This window comes from Paenibacillus xylanexedens (assembly GCF_001908275.1).
Classification (GTDB): domain Bacteria; phylum Bacillota; class Bacilli; order Paenibacillales; family Paenibacillaceae; genus Paenibacillus; species Paenibacillus xylanexedens_A.
Map to the genome: position 1 here is coordinate 5,727,794 of NZ_CP018620.1, position 19,955 is coordinate 5,747,748.

The 19,955-nt window shown below is 49.0% G+C and carries 18 protein-coding genes; 8 read left to right on the forward strand and 10 right to left on the reverse strand.

Translation table 11 applies throughout. The features are described from left to right. Positions 1-5: 5 nt before the first annotated feature. Positions 6-329 (forward strand): hypothetical protein, encoded by a 324-nt coding sequence (locus BS614_RS25100; protein ID WP_074095924.1) that lies wholly within the window; start codon positions 6-8, stop codon positions 327-329. Between the two features lie 233 nt (positions 330-562). Here BS614_RS25100 and BS614_RS25105 read toward each other — a convergent pair whose 3' ends face one another. The 7 genes from BS614_RS25105 to mdcA form a co-directional block, all read right to left on the reverse strand. Continuing rightward, complete coding sequence (locus tag BS614_RS25105) at positions 563-1,270, reverse strand: metal-dependent hydrolase (protein ID WP_074095925.1); 708 nt, start codon at positions 1,268-1,270, stop codon at positions 563-565. A gap of 161 nt (positions 1,271-1,431) precedes the next feature. Then, complete coding sequence (locus BS614_RS25110) at positions 1,432-2,364, reverse strand: ACP S-malonyltransferase (RefSeq protein ID WP_074095926.1); 933 nt, start codon at positions 2,362-2,364, stop codon at positions 1,432-1,434. Between the two features lie 15 nt (positions 2,365-2,379). Then, a complete protein-coding gene (locus BS614_RS25115; RefSeq protein WP_084174718.1) occupies positions 2,380-3,051 on the reverse strand; it encodes a malonate decarboxylase holo-ACP synthase in 672 nt (223 codons plus the stop codon). Further along, the gene (locus BS614_RS25120) at positions 3,039-4,763 is read right to left on the reverse strand and encodes a biotin-independent malonate decarboxylase subunit beta (protein WP_244898191.1); all 1,725 of its coding nucleotides are present in this window, start codon (positions 4,761-4,763) and stop codon (positions 3,039-3,041) included. The genes BS614_RS25115 and BS614_RS25120 overlap by 13 nt, the downstream gene beginning before the upstream one ends. Next, positions 4,753-5,052, reverse strand: coding sequence for a malonate decarboxylase subunit delta (locus tag BS614_RS25125; RefSeq protein ID WP_074095927.1), 300 nt, complete (start codon positions 5,050-5,052; stop codon positions 4,753-4,755). Before BS614_RS25125 ends, BS614_RS25120 begins: the two co-directional genes overlap by 11 nt. A gap of 28 nt (positions 5,053-5,080) precedes the next feature. Beyond that, complete coding sequence (locus BS614_RS25130; protein ID WP_074095928.1) at positions 5,081-6,073, reverse strand: triphosphoribosyl-dephospho-CoA synthase; 993 nt, start codon at positions 6,071-6,073, stop codon at positions 5,081-5,083. Further along, a complete protein-coding gene (mdcA, locus tag BS614_RS25135; RefSeq protein ID WP_074095929.1) occupies positions 6,025-7,692 on the reverse strand; it encodes a malonate decarboxylase subunit alpha in 1,668 nt (555 codons plus the stop codon). Before mdcA ends, BS614_RS25130 begins: the two co-directional genes overlap by 49 nt. A 191-nt stretch (positions 7,693-7,883) precedes the next feature. Between mdcA and BS614_RS25140 the strand changes: the two genes are divergently transcribed. After that, positions 7,884-8,783 carry a LysR family transcriptional regulator gene (locus BS614_RS25140; protein ID WP_074095930.1) on the forward strand — a complete coding sequence of 300 codons (900 nt, stop codon included), beginning with the start codon at positions 7,884-7,886 and terminating at the stop codon, positions 8,781-8,783. On the opposite strand, the gene BS614_RS25145 is transcribed toward BS614_RS25140, so the two are convergent. Then, the gene (locus tag BS614_RS25145; RefSeq protein WP_074095931.1) at positions 8,722-9,858 is read right to left on the reverse strand and encodes an acyltransferase family protein; all 1,137 of its coding nucleotides are present in this window, start codon (positions 9,856-9,858) and stop codon (positions 8,722-8,724) included. The genes BS614_RS25140 and BS614_RS25145 overlap by 62 nt on opposite strands. Before the next feature lie 386 nt (positions 9,859-10,244). Here BS614_RS25145 and nirB point away from each other — a divergent pair, with 386 nt between their 5' ends. The 4 genes from nirB to BS614_RS25165 all read left to right on the forward strand — a co-directional run bounded on the left by nirB (position 10,245) and on the right by BS614_RS25165 (position 14,808). Further along, positions 10,245-12,674, forward strand: a complete 2,430-nt coding sequence (gene nirB / locus BS614_RS25150) for a nitrite reductase large subunit NirB (RefSeq protein ID WP_074095932.1) — start codon at positions 10,245-10,247, stop codon at positions 12,672-12,674. A 55-nt stretch (positions 12,675-12,729) separates the two neighbouring features. Continuing rightward, positions 12,730-13,056 carry a nitrite reductase small subunit NirD gene (gene nirD, locus BS614_RS25155; protein ID WP_036615174.1) on the forward strand — a complete coding sequence of 109 codons (327 nt, stop codon included), beginning with the start codon at positions 12,730-12,732 and terminating at the stop codon, positions 13,054-13,056. A 49-nt stretch (positions 13,057-13,105) separates the two neighbouring features. Continuing rightward, positions 13,106-13,888, forward strand: a complete 783-nt coding sequence (locus BS614_RS25160) for a formate/nitrite transporter family protein (protein ID WP_074095933.1) — start codon at positions 13,106-13,108, stop codon at positions 13,886-13,888. Positions 13,889-14,178: 290 nt separating this feature from the next. Continuing rightward, positions 14,179-14,808: a YfbR-like 5'-deoxynucleotidase gene (locus tag BS614_RS25165; protein ID WP_074095934.1), complete on the forward strand. Its 630-nt coding sequence runs from the start codon at positions 14,179-14,181 to the stop codon at positions 14,806-14,808. Here the strand turns inward: BS614_RS25165 and BS614_RS25170 are convergent, their stop codons facing one another. Together BS614_RS25170 and BS614_RS25175 are read right to left on the reverse strand one after the other, a co-directional pair. Further along, entirely contained in the window at positions 14,809-15,618 is an 810-nt protein-coding gene (locus BS614_RS25170; RefSeq protein WP_074095935.1) for a response regulator transcription factor, read from the reverse strand. A gap of 4 nt (positions 15,619-15,622) precedes the next feature. Then, positions 15,623-17,500, reverse strand: a complete 1,878-nt coding sequence (locus tag BS614_RS25175) for a cache domain-containing sensor histidine kinase (RefSeq protein ID WP_074095936.1) — start codon at positions 17,498-17,500, stop codon at positions 15,623-15,625. A 177-nt stretch (positions 17,501-17,677) separates the two neighbouring features. On the opposite strand from BS614_RS25175, the gene BS614_RS25180 reads away from it, so the two are divergent. Together BS614_RS25180 and BS614_RS25185 are read left to right on the forward strand one after the other, a co-directional pair. After that, positions 17,678-18,982 (forward strand): ABC transporter substrate-binding protein, encoded by a 1,305-nt coding sequence (locus BS614_RS25180; RefSeq protein WP_244898192.1) that lies wholly within the window; start codon positions 17,678-17,680, stop codon positions 18,980-18,982. 100 nt (positions 18,983-19,082) lie between these two features. Then, positions 19,083-19,955 carry a carbohydrate ABC transporter permease gene (locus BS614_RS25185; protein WP_074095938.1) on the forward strand — a complete coding sequence of 291 codons (873 nt, stop codon included), beginning with the start codon at positions 19,083-19,085 and terminating at the stop codon, positions 19,953-19,955.

Below are 19,955 nucleotides of genomic sequence, written 5' to 3' on the forward strand. Positions count from 1 at the left end.
CTGTTATGGCAGTGGGAAGGAACGGAAAATCAAATAAAGGTTCTAACAAAAAACCAAACGCTGCTAACACCCTCCTTAATGGAAGCCTCAAAGGGAAAAATCTCGAACTGATTGTAGCAGCGCTATTGGTGAGCGGAAAGTTGAGAGTGGATGCAGTCACGTTGTTTCGTGAGGCTACATTGGTTGTAGAATTAGTTGGTCAATATAAAACACTTCAAAAGGTCACACCCTCCAATTCAGACAAACTGGTACAATTCCTGGATGAAACTGGCGGCGATATGACGCTTAATGATGTTATACAGGCATTTCAACAGAGAATTAATTCTTAAACGCCAAGAAATGAGGTTGAAGTGATGTCTGACTTTGACGGAAATGGATTCGCTGAGCTACTGATCATTGTCATTCTTGTTGTTTTATTTGTATTTGGTTCTTCCGATATTGACGACCTTACTGATTCACCATCTTAATCCTGAATTGGCTAGGTTATTACGATCCATTCATTATGAAATGCATACCTATAAACGCCAGCCTACAATATGCAGGCTGGCGTTTATAGGTATGGCTATAGAAATAGCGGCGAGAATGCAATCCAGGCCAAAATAAGGGTAAGCACAATGCAGACATTCTCTACAACGGCCCCACGCTTGGTCCCTGTACTCATCAGATTCACCCGTATGCGCCACTTGAGCGGAGGTAACGGACGAATACCCCGATTGGTTAGTGAATCGGCCAACAGATGCATCGCATATGCCGTGCCTCCCGCTACCCAGATCTCCGGTCCCTGCTGCTGGGTCGTGCTGTAAAGTAAGCCGGCCCATATCGCAGTTCCATATAAGGTATGCGTCAATCCCCTATGAGTTAGCGTGGTGCACAGCATAAGCAGGCTACCTGCAATCAGATTCCACGGCGCAAATGCGTGACCGTAAAACACCAGTCCGAGTCCAATCGCAAACATCAACACTTTGCGAAGCGAACGCGAAGGCAGGAATGACACGAGCGCAATGAGGAGCGCAAGCAACAGGTTCCATGGTTTGGCATGAACATAAAAGTACACAAAGACAGCTGTAGGCAACAGAATCGTCTGTAACAACCTGATCAGACTGTTAGGCAAGGCTCTGGATACCAGCAGCGAATTTGGCTCATCGATGTCAGGCAATAACGAACCAATCAGAGCAACCGTAACGGCCGGCGCAGTCACCGGCATACCGGCCAACTGCAGAACAGAAAGCGACACGCCTGTCCCGATAATAAGGTGGGATCTTCCCATCATGATGCAAAAACGTCCTTTCGAAGAAATCGGGAACATACGGCCCTGTTCCGATTTTACAACGAAAACAAAATAAGAACAATAGTTCGCATTTCTTATTTTAGTGACGATCAATTTGTCAACAACACGATACGGGAATGCCTATCCTTTCATACAACACGGCTTCACACGCCATCGCTGTATCTTTCAGACAACAGAACGGCAGATTCCAGACTGGTCATTTGTAGTGCAGCAGTACGTGCTTCAGCAAAAGCCTCTCTCGCCAAATCTGACAGAACCTGTCCCGGAGGCATCTCCAGAAAAAGTCTTCCTCCCAGTTCATAAATTAGCGTGGACACCTCATCCCAACGAACGGGATGTGCAATGTTGGTTGCAAGATCCTGTCCAATGTCATTGGCCGTCCGCAGTACACGTCCTCTGACGTTGCCCGCGTAAGGAATACGAGGTTCATTCATTTGGATATGACCGATGGCTTCCGTTAACTTCAAGGAAACGGGGTCCAGCAGCTTGCAGTGGGATGGTACGTTCATATTCAGCCGTATGGCTTTACGGGCTCCATTTTTAAGGCATACAGCGAGAACGGTGTCGATCGCCTCCAGTTTGCCTGCGATCGAAATCTGGGTAGGTGCATTCAGATTCGAGATGTACACCGGATTCTCTTCAGTATGAATCTGATTCACCACAACCTCTACCTCACGCCGAAGAAGTCCGGTCACAACGCCCATGCCATAACCTTCGGGGTAAGCTGTCATCATGCCTTCACCTCGTAACCGGACCAACGGCAACGTGTCCTTGAGCGTTATTGCGCCCGATATAACCGCTGCCGCAAAAGCCCCAGCGGAATGACCCGCAACATAGGCCGGCTTCACGCCTTCCTCCAATAGGGCCCGAGCCACAGCAACGCCGCTGATACATAATGCCAGTTGTACGTGGTCGGTTGTTTCCAGCGATGCCTGTGTGTCCAGTTCCAGCACGTCCATGTTCAAAATCTCACTGGCCTCATGCAGTGTCGCCTGAATTGCCGGATGAGAGGGTAATTCATGGAGCATGCCTGGACGCTGGGCTCCCTGACCAGGGAATAAGAAGACTACGCTCATTCTATTTCTCCTCCCTTATTTCGAAATCTCCCATGGATCATTCGTAAGTATAGGACCTGAGCATGTTTTTAACATCACCTTCGAGCCCCCTCTGGCCCACTCCGCCAGCGAGAACGATCCTGCTGCAGTTTCTGCCTGAAGATCCAGCCGGACTCCGCTCCATTTACCAGAGATGCTCAAATGAGTATTTAGCTTTTCCAGCAGTTCTGTTGCCTGCTCAGGTGTAAGTCGTTCGGGTAAACGAAGAATCAGATCCAGATCGCTTTCTGGACGTGTGACCTCTTGCCCTGTAGCCAGCTCAAATCCAACACTGCCTCCCGGACCCCAGATCCGTTCCGTCCTGCTCCAGAGTTCAGCAACCTGCTGTATCATACCGATCGCAGCAATATTCCAACGTTCCTCCGGGAGGTTATACCATGCTTGATCTGCCACCAGCTGCTCAGGGCTTACCCTGGCAATTACATCGTCCGGCGAGATGGAAGCGGCCCAGCGTAAATGCCGCTCTGGCCCCCGAACACCAACTGGAATGTTCCCCGCCGTCTGTTCTGCCCTGCGAACTACAACCCAAGGGTTTTTCCTCATCGTAGTGGTGACCCACACTGGAACCGGCTGCTCTCCTCTCAGCACGGCATTCCCGTGAATCTTTAACAGGTCATGCACTTGAAAAGATCTAGCTATTGGTTCCACTGTTCCTTCAGCAGCTTACGCACATGAACGGAAGCTGCACGACCAGACTGAGCCGCCTCGGAGGTCAGACGGGAACGGAGGTCCACCGGGGACTGACGTATTTCCTGTATGGTATCCGTAAGAATACGCTGAACCTTCTCTACATCAGACGGATCGGGTGAGAATGCGTTAATCCCATCAACCAGTTGGTGTAGGGCACCCAATTTGGCAAAAGACTGCACATCATATGCCGCCCCTGGCACTTTGGTCGCTGCTTCATTAAGCTCATCAATACTGCGACGAGTGATGCGCGCGGCAGATTGTTTGGACATGACCTGAACCGTAACCTCTGGGTCATTGAATGCGATAAGGCGATTGGACTGCATTCCGTGTGCCAGGAAAGCACCGGAGATCGCGTTGCCCACAATCAGGGCAATCACCGGATGGCCTGCTAATCGAGCCGATGCATAAGCATCTGCTGCTGCTGCGCAAGCCAGGTGTATGCCTAACAGTTCCTCACGATAGCCATAGGCCTGACTTGGTACATCAACGATCGCTACAATTGTACGGCGCTGACCATCTTGATCTGCTTCTATGGCTTCACGCACGTAAGCTGCAATACTCCAGCCCTCGTCCAGCCCCACTTCGCCGTTGCGGGCACGAACAAATCTGGCATTGGGATCAGGAACAACCGAGATAAATCTGACGTTTTCCTCACCAATCCGTCCATCTGCGCACAGCACAGAAGGGGCTTCTCCCTGTCTGATGTCTCCATGATCCGCCAGCAGGTTGAACCATTTTTCTCCTCGTGTCCCTGACGAATTGGAACTGGAGACCCATCCTTGACGAAGCTGCTCCAGCTGCTCTGCGCCCGTTTCGTCCTTGCGATTCTTCCATAATTCGCGCACATCTTCCGGCTTGAGATTCTCTGCGCTGCCAATCTCGGCAAGCAGATGCTGGTAGAGATTCACTTGTGCGCTCCGGTTTATTTTTTTGACATCTTGCTCGAATGAATCCCGAATGGCTTGTTTAATCTGGCCGATGTCATCTTCAACCAACTGATCTGCAAATCCGGCTTCGACACGCTGTTTGCCACCCACCATGGACCAGATCTTTTGTTTGTCACCCGAATCGAGTTCGGCGATCCCTGCCTCTTGTTCAATAACCTCGGACCCGTTCAGCTGCATCCGGCCCTGACGTGTCATGATTAGATGACTGGACAAACCTGCTGCACAGATCGACATCCCGCCGTAACAGCCAATCATCCCCGAGATCACACTGACGACAGGTGTATGAGGACGCAAAGCTACAATCGCTGCGCCAATCTCGGCAATAGCCAGCAGACCATAATTCCCCTCTTGCAGACGTACCCCGCCGGTTTCAAGCAATAACACTGGACGTGTCGGCACACCCTGTTCATGATCCTGCAACGCCAGCTCCAGAGCCCCGGCGATTTTGGCACCACATACCTCGCCGATACCGCCCCCCTGGAATGCACCCTCAAGCGCAATCACAACAGCAGGTTGTCCATCAATGGTTCCCCGAGCGGTAACTACACCATCATCACTTTGCGGGACGATGCCCTGAAGCGGAAGATGGGGGGATTCCACACGCTGAAACGGATCAATCAATTCGCGGAATGTGCCTTCGTCCAATACCGACTTGGCACGATCACGCGCACGCAGCTCAATGAAGCTCTCTTTTACCGCCATCCACTCTGCCTTATTGTTCATGGGTCAGCACCTCCATCGCTTGGGCCAAACGCAGATTCACAACACCTGGCGTTGCACCAAAATCATTGATTTGGATCGAAACCGCCACATCGTGCTTTTGAAAAAAACGGTCCAATCCTGCTTGCCATATATCGCCAAAGCCTTTGGCTGTCGTTCGGATCTCGACATGTGCCTGACCATCCGCAGACGGTTCCATCAACAGCTCCAGATCTCCTGAACCAGCCACCCCGACATGGGCTTTACCTTCCAGCTTACGTGATGTTTTATAATTAAAAGTCATGGTTTCCATGGTGTCCTGCACCTCCAAATTGTTTCTGTTATAACTGACTCGTTGCGAGCGGACATGCATCAAGCTCGGTTGACGCACTCTGATCTATGCGGTCGAGAAACAAGACCGCAGCCAGCAAGTCCGCGCTTCCGCCAGGGGAAGCGCCAATCCCGACAAGGCGGCTGCCCAGTTGCTCCAGGGCAGCCATGCCTTCCGCGGTGCCGCTGCCACCCCGTGACAGCACGGTGGCGGCACCGCTTCTTGCGGCGGCGAGGGCATCGTGCCCGCCGCGGTGCAGCAGGCAAGTATCTTCGAGACTTGCCATGATGGCCAGGAGCGCATCCAGACGCGCCTGCGTCTCTGTGCGCCCTGCACTCCGGGCTGCGCGTAGCGCTGGCAGCCCGATGTCCACTACGTGCGGGAAGCCTGCTTCGGCTTCTTCCCGCGCGCCGCGTGCGCCGTAGCGGCGCTGCACACGCTGCCCGTTCGACGTCCGCTGCTGCGGAGCATGCCGGTCGGGCAGCCGGGCAAGCGCCCCAGCGACGGCTGCAATCTCAGTCGCGCTAGTGCCGGGCCCACTCACCGCGGCAGCGCCGGTGAGCAACCCAAGTGCCCACACAGCTCCGCGATGTGTGTTGGTTCCGCCTGTGGCTGCGAGCATACTGGCTTCGCCGTCACGCCCAATCGCAGCCAGGCGTTCACGCAGCGATTGATCCGCAGGCTGTGCCCACCCTGCCTCACCCATCGCTGTAAAGGCAGGCCGCAGCGCCCGTGCCGAGCGGCGCATCAGCTCCACGTTCAGATCTGTATGTGCGCCATTGTCACGCAAATCTACAAGACCCGGTTTTGGCGTCAACTCCGCCTCATCAATCAACGCCTGCACGGCCAGTTCACCGAGCAGCACTCCGCATCTCTGTGCTGCCGAACTGGCCCAAGCCAGCTTCATCGGCTTCAAGTCCTGCCACATAGGGACAGGTGCATCCCTCTTAGGGCTTACCAACTGCGGAACTTGGATGGTGGATTGTATAGTCCACCGGACCATTCCACCAGCTCCTCGACACTTTTGGCCGCCAGAAGCGACCGTTTGGCATCCGTGCGGCGAATGTCCAGTTGTTCCGGGAACGCAATCAGTCCATCACTGATCAGACGTTCATTCAAGCTTGCATCATGAGCCTGTCCGAGCGGAGTAACACCGGCAACCGCCGCGAGTGCAAGTTTGCGTTCTTCGATGTTCTGTGCCTTGTACAGATAGGCAATTCCCTCTTCCGTCACCACATGTGTTACATCCTCACCGTAGATCATGACAGGTGCAATGGGCAGATGGGCTTCCTGACCAACATGAATGGCATCCAGGGAATCTACAAAGGTTGGCCGCTCTCCGTTCTGGAATGTTTCCACCATCTGTACGACCAATTTTTTACCCCGAACCAGCGGTCCCTCTCCATTCATCATGTTCAGCCAGGCTTCGGTATCATGTCTGCGTCCATGTGGGTCATGTCCCATATTGGGCGCGCCGCCGAATCCGCTGAGACGACCCGAGGTCACCGTTGATGAGTTGCCCTCGGGATCGATTTGTAATGTTGAACCAATAAACATATCTACTGCATACTGACCTGCCACTTGGCAGAGTGCACGGTTAGAACGCATGGAACCATCAGGTCCTGTGAAAAATACGTCCGGACGAGCGGCTGTATACTTCTCCATCCCTACCTCGCCGCCAAAAGAATGGATACTTTCAATCCAGCCACTCTCAATTGCCGGAATTAATGTGGGGTGGGGATTTAGCGCCCAGTGTTTGCATATTTTGCCGCGCAGTCCAAGTGACTCCCCGTAAGTCGGAAGCAATAATTCAATGGCCGCCGTATTAAATCCAATGCCGTGATTCAACGATTGAACGTTATGTTTGGCGTATATACCTTTGATCGCCATCATGCCCATGAGAATATGAGTCTCTTTGATCTGGCGCGGGTCCCGTGTAAACAGAGCTTCCAACTGGTAAGGCCGATCCGATTCAACAACCAGATCTACCCATGCGCCGGGAATATCTACCCGTGGAACCTCATCCACCAGTTCATTCACTTGCACGATGACGATTCCGTTACGGAAGGCCGCTGCTTCGATAATGGTTGGCGTTTCCTCCGTATTGGCTCCGGTGTACAGGTTCCCCTGACGGTCTGCTTTATCCGCCGCCACGAGCACAACATTTGGAATCAAATCAATGAACAGTCGACCATATAACTCCAGATAGGTGTGAATCGAGCCAATCTCGATACTGTTATCCTCAATCATCTGCGACATGCGGAGACTTTGTGAACCCGAATAGGAAAAATCAAGCTTGGAAGCGATCTTCTTTTCAAAGATGTCCAGATGATCCGGACGTGAAATACTCGACATAATCATGTGTAACTGATTGACCTTCTCCGGATCGACCTGAACCAGTGCAGCGGACAAAAAACTGGCCTGTTTCTGATTATTTCCTTCCAGTACAACACGATCACCCGGTCGGATGAGCAACTCAAGTGCATTTACAATTTGCTCTGTCGGCAGTACCTTTCCCTTGAGTAAAGACTCTACCTTCTGCATTCTGCTATGTTTCTCATCTCTTCTGGTCGTCCAGCTTGATGGGCCCAAGGGCTGTTGCTGCTGTTTGGTCGTACTCATCTCTGACCAGCCTCCCTTAATTATGATTTAATGTTCATCTGCCATTTGGTTTCATTATCATGTTCTCTAATTCAATCTGAAATTCGTTCATTCACATGCGGTACAGGTTTTATTTTACTCCTCACATTAATAATGTATAATATATAGTTATACATATATACATAACCAAATTGATATGGATGGTGATTGGCATGGATTTAATGCAACTTCGTTATTTCTGCAAAATTGCAAGGCTGGAGCACATCACACGAGCGGCAGAAGAACTGCACGTCTCCCAGCCAGCTTTGAGCAAAACGTTGAAACTGCTTGAACAGGAATTAGGAACCGAATTATTCGATCGAACAGGAAAGTTCATCCGGCTGAACAACTATGGTCGTGTATTTCTGAAATATGCCGAGCAATCTCTTGAGGCACTCGAAAATGGAAAACGGGAACTTGCGGATATGTCATCTGGTCAGGCAGGCGATATCCGTCTTGCATTCCCTGTAGGCTCTCACGTGGTTCCCGCCCTGTTATCCCGATTCAGACAACAATACCCGGATATCACATTTACGTTAATCCAGCATTTTGGTCCTTCTGAGCCTCCCCGATTTGATCTCTGCATCTCTTCGCTGCCCTTGCAGATTCCCCGAGTGGAGAGCTTGCCTCTTCTTACAGAGGAACTGTTCCTGGCTGTACCCGCTGACCACAAACTGGCTGGGAGAACATCCATCCGATTGGAAGATGCATCCGAGGAACACTTTGTCACGCTACGTGCAGGAAACGACCTTCGTGAACGAACCGACAGCCTTTGCCGAATTGCCGGGTTCAATCCAAAGCGTATTTTCGAAAGTGATGATCCGGCAACCGTACGCGGACTCATTCGCGCTGGCCTTGGTATTGCACTCGTTCCTGCGGTGTCCTGGGATGGATCTGTGGGTGAACATGTACGATTGATTCGGATTGAACAGCCTGTATGCGAACGAACGATTGGGATTTCCTGGTTGGAAGATCATTACCTGTCCAAAGCTTGTCTGATTTTTCGCGAGTTTACGGTCGCTTATTTCCGTGAGCTGGCGCTGGCTGATGCCCCTGGTGATTCCTCGGTCTGAGAAGTCGCATCACTGCCTTGCACAATTTCTCAATGTAATACACCATCGTGAAGGCTAGAATCGCAGTGCAAATCAGCAAAAGCACGATGCTGATGCCGAGCGGCATCTCCTTCACATAACTGCCCATCATCCAGATCGTCAGATTCAGTGCAAAATAACTGGCGAGATATGCCCGAAACGCATATTTGGCAATCCAGCGAAAAGCAGGCAGGAATCGGACTTTCATACGAATCAGTCCCGTTGCACCAGCGTACAGGAGCAAGATGAGCGCCATGTTAAACAGCACCATCGACGGTTTCAGATACGAAGACTTCAACAAATTCATATCCTCAAACCCATACGCAAATAGTTCCCGGTTCACCCAAATAAACAACAGCACACCGATGGGCAGCAGCGCCCACTTCATTTTGTCCAACCAGACAAGGCAAGCTTCCTTATATATGGATGTACCCATTCCCAGCAATGCAAATAGTCCATACATGGCAAAGATTCGATCCGTGTAGACCAGATCGGGATGCAAAAGATCCAGCAGAACATATCGGTCATAGAGCAGAATCAGAATGGCATACACGATGATGGATACCACCCATGCCACAGCTGCTTTTTTTCGATTCCGAATCATGAGCAGAGCCAGTGCAGTCACCAGCGGAATGAGCAAATGATATTGGAACATCATGACCGTATACCACAAATGCGGGGCTGCCGTTCCCAGCAGAAAGGCTTGTACAACATCCCCCACCTGCTCATATCCGCCTGCATTCACCGTTAATATATATACGGTAGTCCAGAAGAGATAAGGCCCGATGATCTCTTTAGCTTTATGCCATACATAGTGTCCATACTTTACGTCTCGCAGCTGTGCCACATCATACAAAATGGCAAAAATAAAGGCAGGTGCCGAGAACTTCGCCAGATTGTACAACATGCCAATCTCTATTCTGTGAGATACATCGGGAAACTGCTTTAAGAGAACCGACAGGATCAGCTGCATCATCACAGCAGTTACTGCAACCGCTTTAATAATCTCCGGCTGTGTTGCAGCCGGTGAGGTATCGTCCATTCTTTTTACACCCATAGGTGATCTCCTTTCAGCCATGTCAACACAATGAGAATTCACGTCCCCATCTTCACTTCTGAAACTTCATTAAGCCCTAGTAGTGTGTTTCGTGTTAGCAAAAAAAATACCAAATTTTGAAAAGATCATATCGACGCGTCGTTATGCCTCGTAGTATATGCCTTGATTAATCAGCCTGTATAATATCCATTTGGATATGTATATATGTCGCTCTGGAAATATATATAAAAATCTGTGACCGGGATCACACCAACGAATAGTTGACTGAACTATCTTTATTAGTGAATTAAATCACATAAACTGTCGTCAACTACTTGTATAATTTCAAATATAAACCACTTAAATTTTGAGTAATGTACAGCGTCTATTCAAGGAGGCATACACACATGAACGGAAAAAAAGAGAACCTCATCATCATTGGTAACGGTATGGCAGGAATCAGTACCGTTGAACAAATTCTGAAATTAACTACGCGATTTGATATTACCGTTTTTGGCACCGAGCCCTATCCTAACTACAACCGCATTATGTTGTCGTACGTACTGGAAGGAAGCAAAACGCTGGACGATATCGTGCTGAACGACCTTCACTGGTATGAAGATTACGGCATTACATTGCACACAGGCACAACGGTTACACGAATCGATGCCGAGACACACGAAGTTGTGACTGAGGATGGAACTCGCGTTCCTTATGACAAAATTATCATTGCAACAGGCTCCAACTCCTTTATTCTCCCCGTACCTGGACATGACAAAGAAGGTGTTGTCGGTTTCCGCGATATCGCCGATTGTAATGTCATGCTGGAAGCTGCTAAGCAGTATAAAAGAGCGGCCGTTATCGGAGGCGGATTGCTTGGTCTTGAAGCTGCCAAAGGGTTGGTACAACTTGGCATGGAAGTTACCGTAGTGCATCTGATGGAAGATCTGATGGAGCGTCAGCTTGATCCGCAAGCTTCAGCCATGTTGAAGGCAGAACTCGAACGTCAGGGTATCCGGTTCAAAATGGGTGCGCAGACTTCCGAACTGCTGGGTGGCGAACGGGTTGAAGGAATTCGTTTTGCAGATGATACGGTTCTGAATGTTGATTTTGTGGTCATGGCTGTAGGCATTAAACCCAATACGGCTGTAGCCCGCGAAAGCGGTATGGAAGTGAATCGGGGCATTGTCGTGAATGACTATATGCAGACTTCACTTGAGAATGTGTACTCGGTTGGGGAATGTACAGAGCACCGCGGGGTATGTTACGGCCTCGTTGCCCCATTGTTCGAGCAAGGTATGATTCTGGCGAAACATATCTGCGGTGTGGAGACCGCTCCTTATGAAGGTTCAGTTGTATCCACGAAATTGAAAATTTCGGGTGTGGACGTGTTTTCAACTGGTGAATTCATCGACAGCCCAGAGCACACCGTCATTTCGCACAAAGATGACTGGAAACGGACTTACAAAAAAATTCTGCTTCGTGATAATAAAATGGTCGGCGCCGTTCTCTTCGGTGACATTACGGATTCTGCCGAATTGCAGAAACTGATCAAACAACAGACTGAAATGACCGAAGAATTGTATGGTTCACTCATGGGTACAGGCTGCGGGGGTCATAAGAAAACCACCTCTGTAGAAACGATGGCGGAAGACGAGATTGTTTGTGGATGTAACGGTGTAACTAAAGGAACCATTGTTGATGTCATTACAAATCAAGGACTTACCAGCGTAGATGAAATCAAAGCCTGTACCGGTGCAACCCGCTCTTGCGGTGGATGTAAACCGGTTGTGGAACAGATTTTGCAATATGTACTTGGAGACAGTTTCAGTACTGGAGCCAAACAGGGCATCTGCGGATGTACTTCCATGGGACGGGATGAGATTGTAGCCGAGATTCGTGCAAATGGATTACAAACGACCAAAGAGGTCATGAATGTACTGGGTTGGAGTCAACCTGAAGGTTGTTCCAAATGTCGTCCGGCGATCAACTATTACCTTGGCATGATTGCACCGGATACTCACGAAGATGAGAAAGAATCCCGTTTTGTTAACGAACGTATGAACGCGAATATTCAAAAGGATGGAACGTATACGGTTGTACCTCGGATGTATGGCGGGGTGACTACACCAGCGGACCTCAAACGTATCGCTGACGTTTCAGTCAAATATGATGTGAAAGCAGTCAAAGTTACCGGTGGTCAGCGTCTCGACTTGATTGGTGTTAAAAAAGAAGATCTGACTAAAGTCTGGGCTGAACTGGATATGCCTTCAGGGTATGCATACGCCAAATCGCTGCGTACGGTCAAAACATGTGTCGGCTCCCAATTCTGCCGATTCGGTACACAGGATTCCATGGCCATGGGTGCTCGCATTGAACGTAAATTCGAACGTCTGGATCTGCCAGCCAAGTTTAAATATGCCGTCAACGGTTGTCCGCGGAACTGTGCAGAGGCATGTACCAAAGATATCGGTATCGTTGGTAACGACGGAGGCTGGGAGATCTTTATCGGTGGAAACGGCGGTATTAAAGCTAGACTGGCTGATTCCCTATGCAAAGTGAAAACAGATGAAGAGTTGATAGAACTGTGCGGCGCCATCATGCAATATTACCGCGAGACAGGTAACTATCTGGAACGGACGTCCGAGTGGGTGGAACGCATGGGTCTGGAGCATATTCGTTCGGTTGTCGTGGATAACCTGGAGGAACGCAAAGCGTTGATGCAGCGGATTGAATTTGCACTTGAGCATGTTGAAGAACCTTGGCAAAAAGCGATTCGCAATGAGGAAGGCCAAAGCAAAATGTTCCATGGCATCGAAGTATCGGCTCGTCCATAAGCAAGCTTGCAGGATTAATACTGGAGAATGTTAAATAGATAAGGAGTGGTTTAAGATGACGACAAAACAATCAGGCACCTACTTCCCTGCCGGAGTAGTTGAAGAATTCCTGCCACGAATCGGAAGAGTAGTTGAGATTAAGGACCATCAGCTTGCTGTCTTTCGTGCATCGGATGGTACCATCTTCGCTGCGGATAATCACACCCCCCACCCTAAGGGTGGGCCGCTGGCTGAAGGCATCGTGTCCGGGCATTATCTGTACGATCCGCTGTATGATTGGAAGATCGACCTGACTACAGGTCTTGTGCAAGCACCGGACAACGGTCAAGTCCAAATGTATCCGGTGAAGGTAGAGAACGGCCAGGTCTGGATTGAAATATAGCTCCATTGAAACATTCAAAGATTGATGCAAAATAATGGGGGAAACCGTGATGTATACACCAAGTGTTGAGGGAATTATTGAAGCTGCGGTTAAAAAAAGGGATCAAATGAACGCAAGCCTGCCACGTTATATGGTTGCTGCCTTGATGGCTGGTGCCTATGTAGGGCTTGGCATCGTTCTGATCTTCAGTATTGGTGCTCCGCTCCTTGCGGCACAGTCACCACTGCAAACCATGTTGATGGGCATGTCCTTCGGACTCGCTCTCACGCTGGTCATCTTTGCCGGATCAGAACTGTTTACAGGTAACAATATGTTCTTTACCATGAGTACACTGGCAGGCCGAACCACAGTGAACGAAACGCTGAAGAACTGGGGGCTCGTCTTTGTTGGTAACCTGCTCGGCGCAATTCTATTAAGTCTACTCATTGTAGGTAGCGGTCTGTTCAAAACGGCCACACCGGAACATCTGCTGTTTGTCGTCTCTGCCAAAAAGATGGCGGCGCCCGTGTCTGAGTTGTTCTTCCGAGGAATTCTCTGTAACTGGCTCGTCTGTCTGGCGATCTGGATGGCTGCTCGCACCAAAGAAGATATCGCCAAACTTGTTCTTATCTGGTGGTGTCTGTACGCATTTATCGCAAGTGGTTATGAGCACAGTGTTGCCAATATGACTTTGCTGTCTTTATCCTGGTTGCTGCCAAACCACCCGGATACAATCACGATGGCAGGCTGGTTCCATAACATGATTCCGGTAACGCTTGGTAATATTATCGGCGGTGCCCTCTTTGTTGGAATGGCTTACTGGTATACTTCACCGGTACGTAAAAAATCATAATTATTGATTCAACTGCACTTATGTAGCGCTAAGTAACTGCACACTAAAGCCACGATGGATGCCGAACTCACGTTCAGTCACACATCGTGGCTTTTTATTGTTTGTCGATAACCTGCGTACTCTCTCGTAAGGTTCCCTTTAATCCTCTCGTAATCCTCTCGTCCTTCTATAGAGAATTAAAACTTCATTTTACCTTCGTCGCTATCCGCGTTAATCCACAGTTGACATAACTGGCGTATAGTCGATGGATACTCACACTTATACTCAACCAGCAAAGGATGAACGCTTATATGGGAATTCACACGTACTTCAGGTCACTAAACGATCTTGAACGTATTATTCGTACACCTGGCAAATTCAAATTCGAAGAACACAGCGTATCCGCCCATTCCTGGAAAGTCGTACAGTACGCCAAAACGCTCGCAGATATTGAGGAGCAACATGGAACCACCATCGATTGGAAGAAGTTATACGAAATTACGAGCAGTCATGATTATGGCGAAATCTTCATCGGTGATATCAAAACACCCGTCAAACATTATTCACTGGAGCTGCGTTCGATGCTGCAAAAGGTGGAAGAAGGCATGGTTGAACATTTTATTAATGAAAATATTCCTGAAGAGTTCCAGCCTATTTTCCGCAGACAGCTGCGTGAGGGTAAAGACCAGTCGGTTGAAGGACTGATACTCGAAGTCGCAGACAAGATGGATCAAGTATATGAAGCCTTTGCTGAGCTCCAACGTGGCAATACGGAGAAAGAATTTATCGTTATGTACCGTTATGCCTTGGTCAAAATCAAAAATATCGACCTCCACTGTGTGCAGTATTTCCTGGAACAGATTCTCCCCGACATGATCGAAGAAGGTATCCGCTCCCCGTTTGATATTCGCAAAATAACCGAAGAAGCTCTGGCCCAGTAATCAGCTCAAGTCAACATGGTGCTCATCATCCATGGACAGGGCTTTTTTTCGTTCCTGCAATTGCAGTCGGTACTCGCTAGGGTACATGCCCGTTTTGTTTTTGAAGATCCGGCTGAAATAGTGGGAATCACTATACCCTACCGCTCCACCAATAGTCTTGATATCCATATTCTCGTGCGTGACGAGCATACGTTTTGCTTCATTAATCCGCAGACCTGTCATATATTTTAGCGGAGTCTCACCCGTTACTTTCTTAAAACACTTCCCCAGATAGTCCACACTAAAATGCATCTGTCCCGCCATGTCCTGGAGTGTAATCTCATGCATGTAATTCTGCTTCAAATACAACTTAACGGCCTCTGCGATATCCTCCGACTTCACCTGCTCATCCAGCACGGCACTGACATGCGCAAGCGAATCCACAGCGCTCCCAAGCTTCAATTCCATCGCATCCAGCAGTGTACGAAGCTGTTCTTCCGATAATGGTTTGAGCAGATAATCCTCCACCTTGTAACTGATCGCCTGCCGTGCATATTCGAATTCATGATAACCACTCAGAATGACAATTTTAACATGCGGATAGGCAAAATACAGATGTTTGGCGAGTTCCAATCCGTTCATCACCGGCATCTGAATATCGGTTACAACCAGATCAGGAACGGAATGTTCGATCAGCTGTAACGCTTCCTGACCGTTCCTCGCCTCACCGATCACCTCGAACCGGGTGCCCAACTCTCTGAATTTGCGTGAGACATTCCGGCGAATCAGGGCTTCATCTTCCACAATAATCGTTCTATATTTGATTGTCATGGGTTCAGTCATGCTCCTTTCGAATGGAACCACCTATTGTAATCTGGACACCGCCGGAAGGCTTGTTCGTAATCTGCATGTGGGCTGCCGTGCCATACCATAATTTCAATCGGACCCATATATTTTTGAGTCCCATGCCGTTAATTTCGAGGTCAGGCATCCGCTCCCACTCCTGTGACTGTTCAATGTAATGCATGATCTTGGCAAGTGCCTCGGGTTCCATGCCAGGTCCGTTGTCTTCCACGTGGATCTGCCAGGTTTGCTGTACTGCATCCATATCTCCAGTGATATTTAGTTTCCATGGAGGGGTATCACCTAGTCCATATTTCATGGCATTTTCGAGTAGTGGTTGTACCATCAGCATCGGAACCTGGATATGTTGCATCTCATCCGGAATATGAAACTCGTAGTGCAGATCATCTTCAAACCGGATCTTCATACACTCCAGATACCGCTCACAATAATCCAGTTCTTGAGACAATGGAACCCCGTTTTTACCCGGGGTAGAGATATAACGGAGCATGGACGCAATATGACCACAGAACGCCACAATCTGCTCATTCATGCCTTCCTCCGCCATGATGCTAATATTTGTGATGTTGTTATAGAGAAAATGCGGGTTCATCTGGGACTGCAGCGCCAGTAATCTCGCTTCTGTCTCCTGAGATTTCATCGCCAGCCTGTCCTGAAACGATTGCACAAGCTGTTGATTCAGCCGGATAAATGTATCATTCAGCTCATCCATCTCCCGAATAGAACCGGGATGCTCCAGCTTGAACAACTGACCTGAATCCTGACCCGATACCAGATCATTCTCACCCGTTTTCTGAATAATGCGCTGCAAGCGATGCAGCGGCAAAGTAACCCGTTTGGAGATCAGATACGAGAGAACCAGGATCAGCATGAGAGTAGCTAATGTGGCACCAATAAACATCACAGCCATCCGGTTGAGACTAGCAAAAAGGGACTGTTTGGACTGCATGACAATAACGGTCCATCCTGTCTCCTGTGACGTCATGTACGTCATCATTTGTTTGGACTGACTCAAAGGATCGGTAATCTCCTGCATCGTATCAGGCGGAAATGAAAGATTTTGAATCAAGTCCACATCATCGAAATGGCCTGCTTGAGAAGCATCAGCATCCGAAGCAAGTGGATACAACCGTGTATTTTGTTCATCCACTACATAGATCCGAAGATCGTTGTTATTGGTCTGCAATTCATTCAAATGCTGAAACAGGGTTCCGGCATCCTGCAAAATCTCAACGACACCCTGGCTGACATAATTGCCATCTTTGTATACCCGGGTAAGCGAAATGTAGGGTTGATCCGATTTCCCCTCACCGGTCGGTATGGGCAAGGCTCCGCCCTCTAACAATTGGATCACTCGCCAGCCACTCCGCTCCCAGGTTTCCTTGTACCACGGTCGCTGAGTCAGGTCTACCGACAGTTGACCGTTGAATGCACCCGCTCCCAGCATCTTGCCATTCACATCATAGATATTGGCCTGTTTGGCTGTATTGGAGCTGCTGATGATCGCGAGAATAACATCAATTAGTGTGGTTGTATCCTTATACAATGCCGGATCACTCGTCATTGTCTGCTCGCTATCCTCCGCTGGTGCCAAGTAGTGACTGAAGTGTTCTTTGACCAGATTGGAGTACACGATATTCATGGAGAAGTTGTTCATTTTCACCACTTCCTGATCCAGATTACTGACGATTGATACCCCCAGTTGTCTCTGCTGTTCTTCACTTCGCTGACGAATGTCACTTGCAAGAAAAACATACAGAAGCCCCGCCACAATCAGCGAAAAGATAATAAATACCGCAGAGTAATAGGCAAACAGACTTTGCTGAAGCGTTCCAAATTGATATCGCAATCCCCACACACCTCGTCCTATGATGATATCTGTCACACCATTCGAAAATGTCCACCCAACAGAACGCTTTTGTCTATTGAGCACATCCGCTGTTCACAGTAAAGTTATCCACATAAGAATACGCTTACATTAAGCGTTTCGGCAAGTGACAATTTTCTTTATATTCTGGGAGGTTCAATGATGAGAAAACGATTTCTATTTTCGCTTGCAAGTGTGCTCCTGCTCTCCACTCTGCTGCTTGCCGGGTGCAACTCAGGTAAAAGTACGGAAGGTTCGGGTAAGGTGACTCTCACGTTTGGAACAAGTCAATCCGGTATTCCGCGTACAGGCATCATGCAGACGATGGCCAAGGAATATGAGCAGGAGACGGGTGTCAAAATTGACTTCCAGGTCGTACCTGACGCACAGTGGCGTGACCTGATCAAGGTGAAGCTGGCCTCTGGCGAAGCACCTGACATTTTCAATGTCGATGTGGACCCACTGAGCATGCCGGCCAACGTAAGACCGGAGGAAAATGCCATTGACTTGACCAATGAGGAATTCACAGGTCGGATGTCTGAAGAGATTTTGCCAACCGTTAGTCATAATGACAAGGTGTACGGGGTTTCTTTTGCGCCAACGAAAATCTGGTATGTGTACTATAACAAACGTATCTTCCAAGAGCTCGGCATAGAGCCTCCTACATCCTATGCCGAATTCAAGGCAATCAGCCAGAAAATTAAGGATAAAGACATTATTCCGTTCTATCAAGCACCTGCCAGCGGCTGGTATCAGGTTCTGCCTTTGTTCGAAACGGGGCCTAACTATGAGCAAACAACAGCGGGAACCTACGAGAAATTAAACAACAATGAGATGAAGGTCGCAGATATGACGCAACTCAAGACGGTCATTGAACAATTGAAGGAATTTGCGGATCTCGGTTATTTCGGCAAAGACTTCTTGTCCAATACGGTAGAAGCGGGAATTGAGGCGTTTGGTCAGGAGAAAGCGGCCATGCTGCTGCGGGTTCCAGGGACGGAAAAGGAAGTGTCCGAAGCGTATCCGGAAATGGAAGACAATATGGGATTCTTCGTCATGCCGTGGGGAGATAATCAAACGATTGGTGTGAATCCGGGCGGATCGGCTGCGATGTTTGGTAACAAAAACAGTAAACATCCTGAAGAAGTGCTGAAATTCTTCCGCTGGATTACAGAGCATGATCATCTGCAACGTGTGTTCGATGAAGGTGAAGGTAATCTAACGATCTGCTGGCCGGAAATCGAACCAAAGCTGACACAGGACTATATTGATTATGAGAAAAATCATGAAAAAGGTACGGTCATGCAGGCCGCTGTGAAATACATTGATCCACAATGGATGGATATTGGCAAGGACTTGTCAGGTATGTTCGCTGGCGCAATGACACCGGATCAGATTTTGCAAAATATTGATAAACGTCGTGCTGAACAAGCCAAAGTGCTGAAAGATGAGAAGTGGCAGTAACAGCGTAAATCACAGATAAACATAAACGCTGAACAGCGTTACATGCAGCGGGCATTTGCCCGCTTGTGTATTTTGGCAGGAAGGAAAGGTGTTACGGATTATGAATGCAAACAAAATCTACCCCTGGTATTTCTCATCTGGAGCGATTGTGTTATATCTGCTGTTCATTGTCGCTCCCGCCCTGCTGGGCATCTATTATTCTTTTACCGATTGGAACAGTTATAGTTCGGAGAAGAACTTTATCGGTCTGGAGCATTTCCGCACCATTCTGGCGGGTGATCCGACCTATCTGCTTTTTATCAAAAATACAGTCCTGTTCACCCTCGTTACATCCATCGCCAAGACGGTTCTCGGCTTGTTTCTGGCCCTGCTGTTGGTCAGCGGTGTAAAGGCCGCGAATCTGCACCGGATGATCATTTTCTCCCCGCAGGTGCTGTCGTTCCTGATTGTTGGGCTTGTGTTCAAAAGTCTGCTTGACCCCAACAACGGGTTCGTAAACGTAACCCTGCGTTCCATGGGACTGGACGTTCTCGCCCAGAACTGGCTGGGCTCCCTGACCTGGGCCATGCCATCCATCATGGCAGTGGACACGTGGAAAGGCATGGGGTACATCATGGTGCTATTCATCGCCGGACTGCTCGCCATCCCCCGCGATTATTATGAGGCAGCGTCCATTGACGGCGCCGGGTTCGGTCAAAAGCTGTTCCGGATCACCATTCCGATGCTGATGCCTACCATTACCATTGCCACGGTGCTTAATATTACATACGGGCTGAGAGTATTCGATGCCGTATACGTGCTAACCAATGGTGGACCCGGAAACGCAACGGATGTGATTAACACGGCGGTCTATTCCTCTTTTGCCAAAGGGTATTGGGGACTGGGGAGTGCGCTATCTACCATTCTGTTTGTCATCATGGCGGTTATCTCCTTTTTCATCATTCGTTTGATGAACCGAAAGGTGGAATACTAA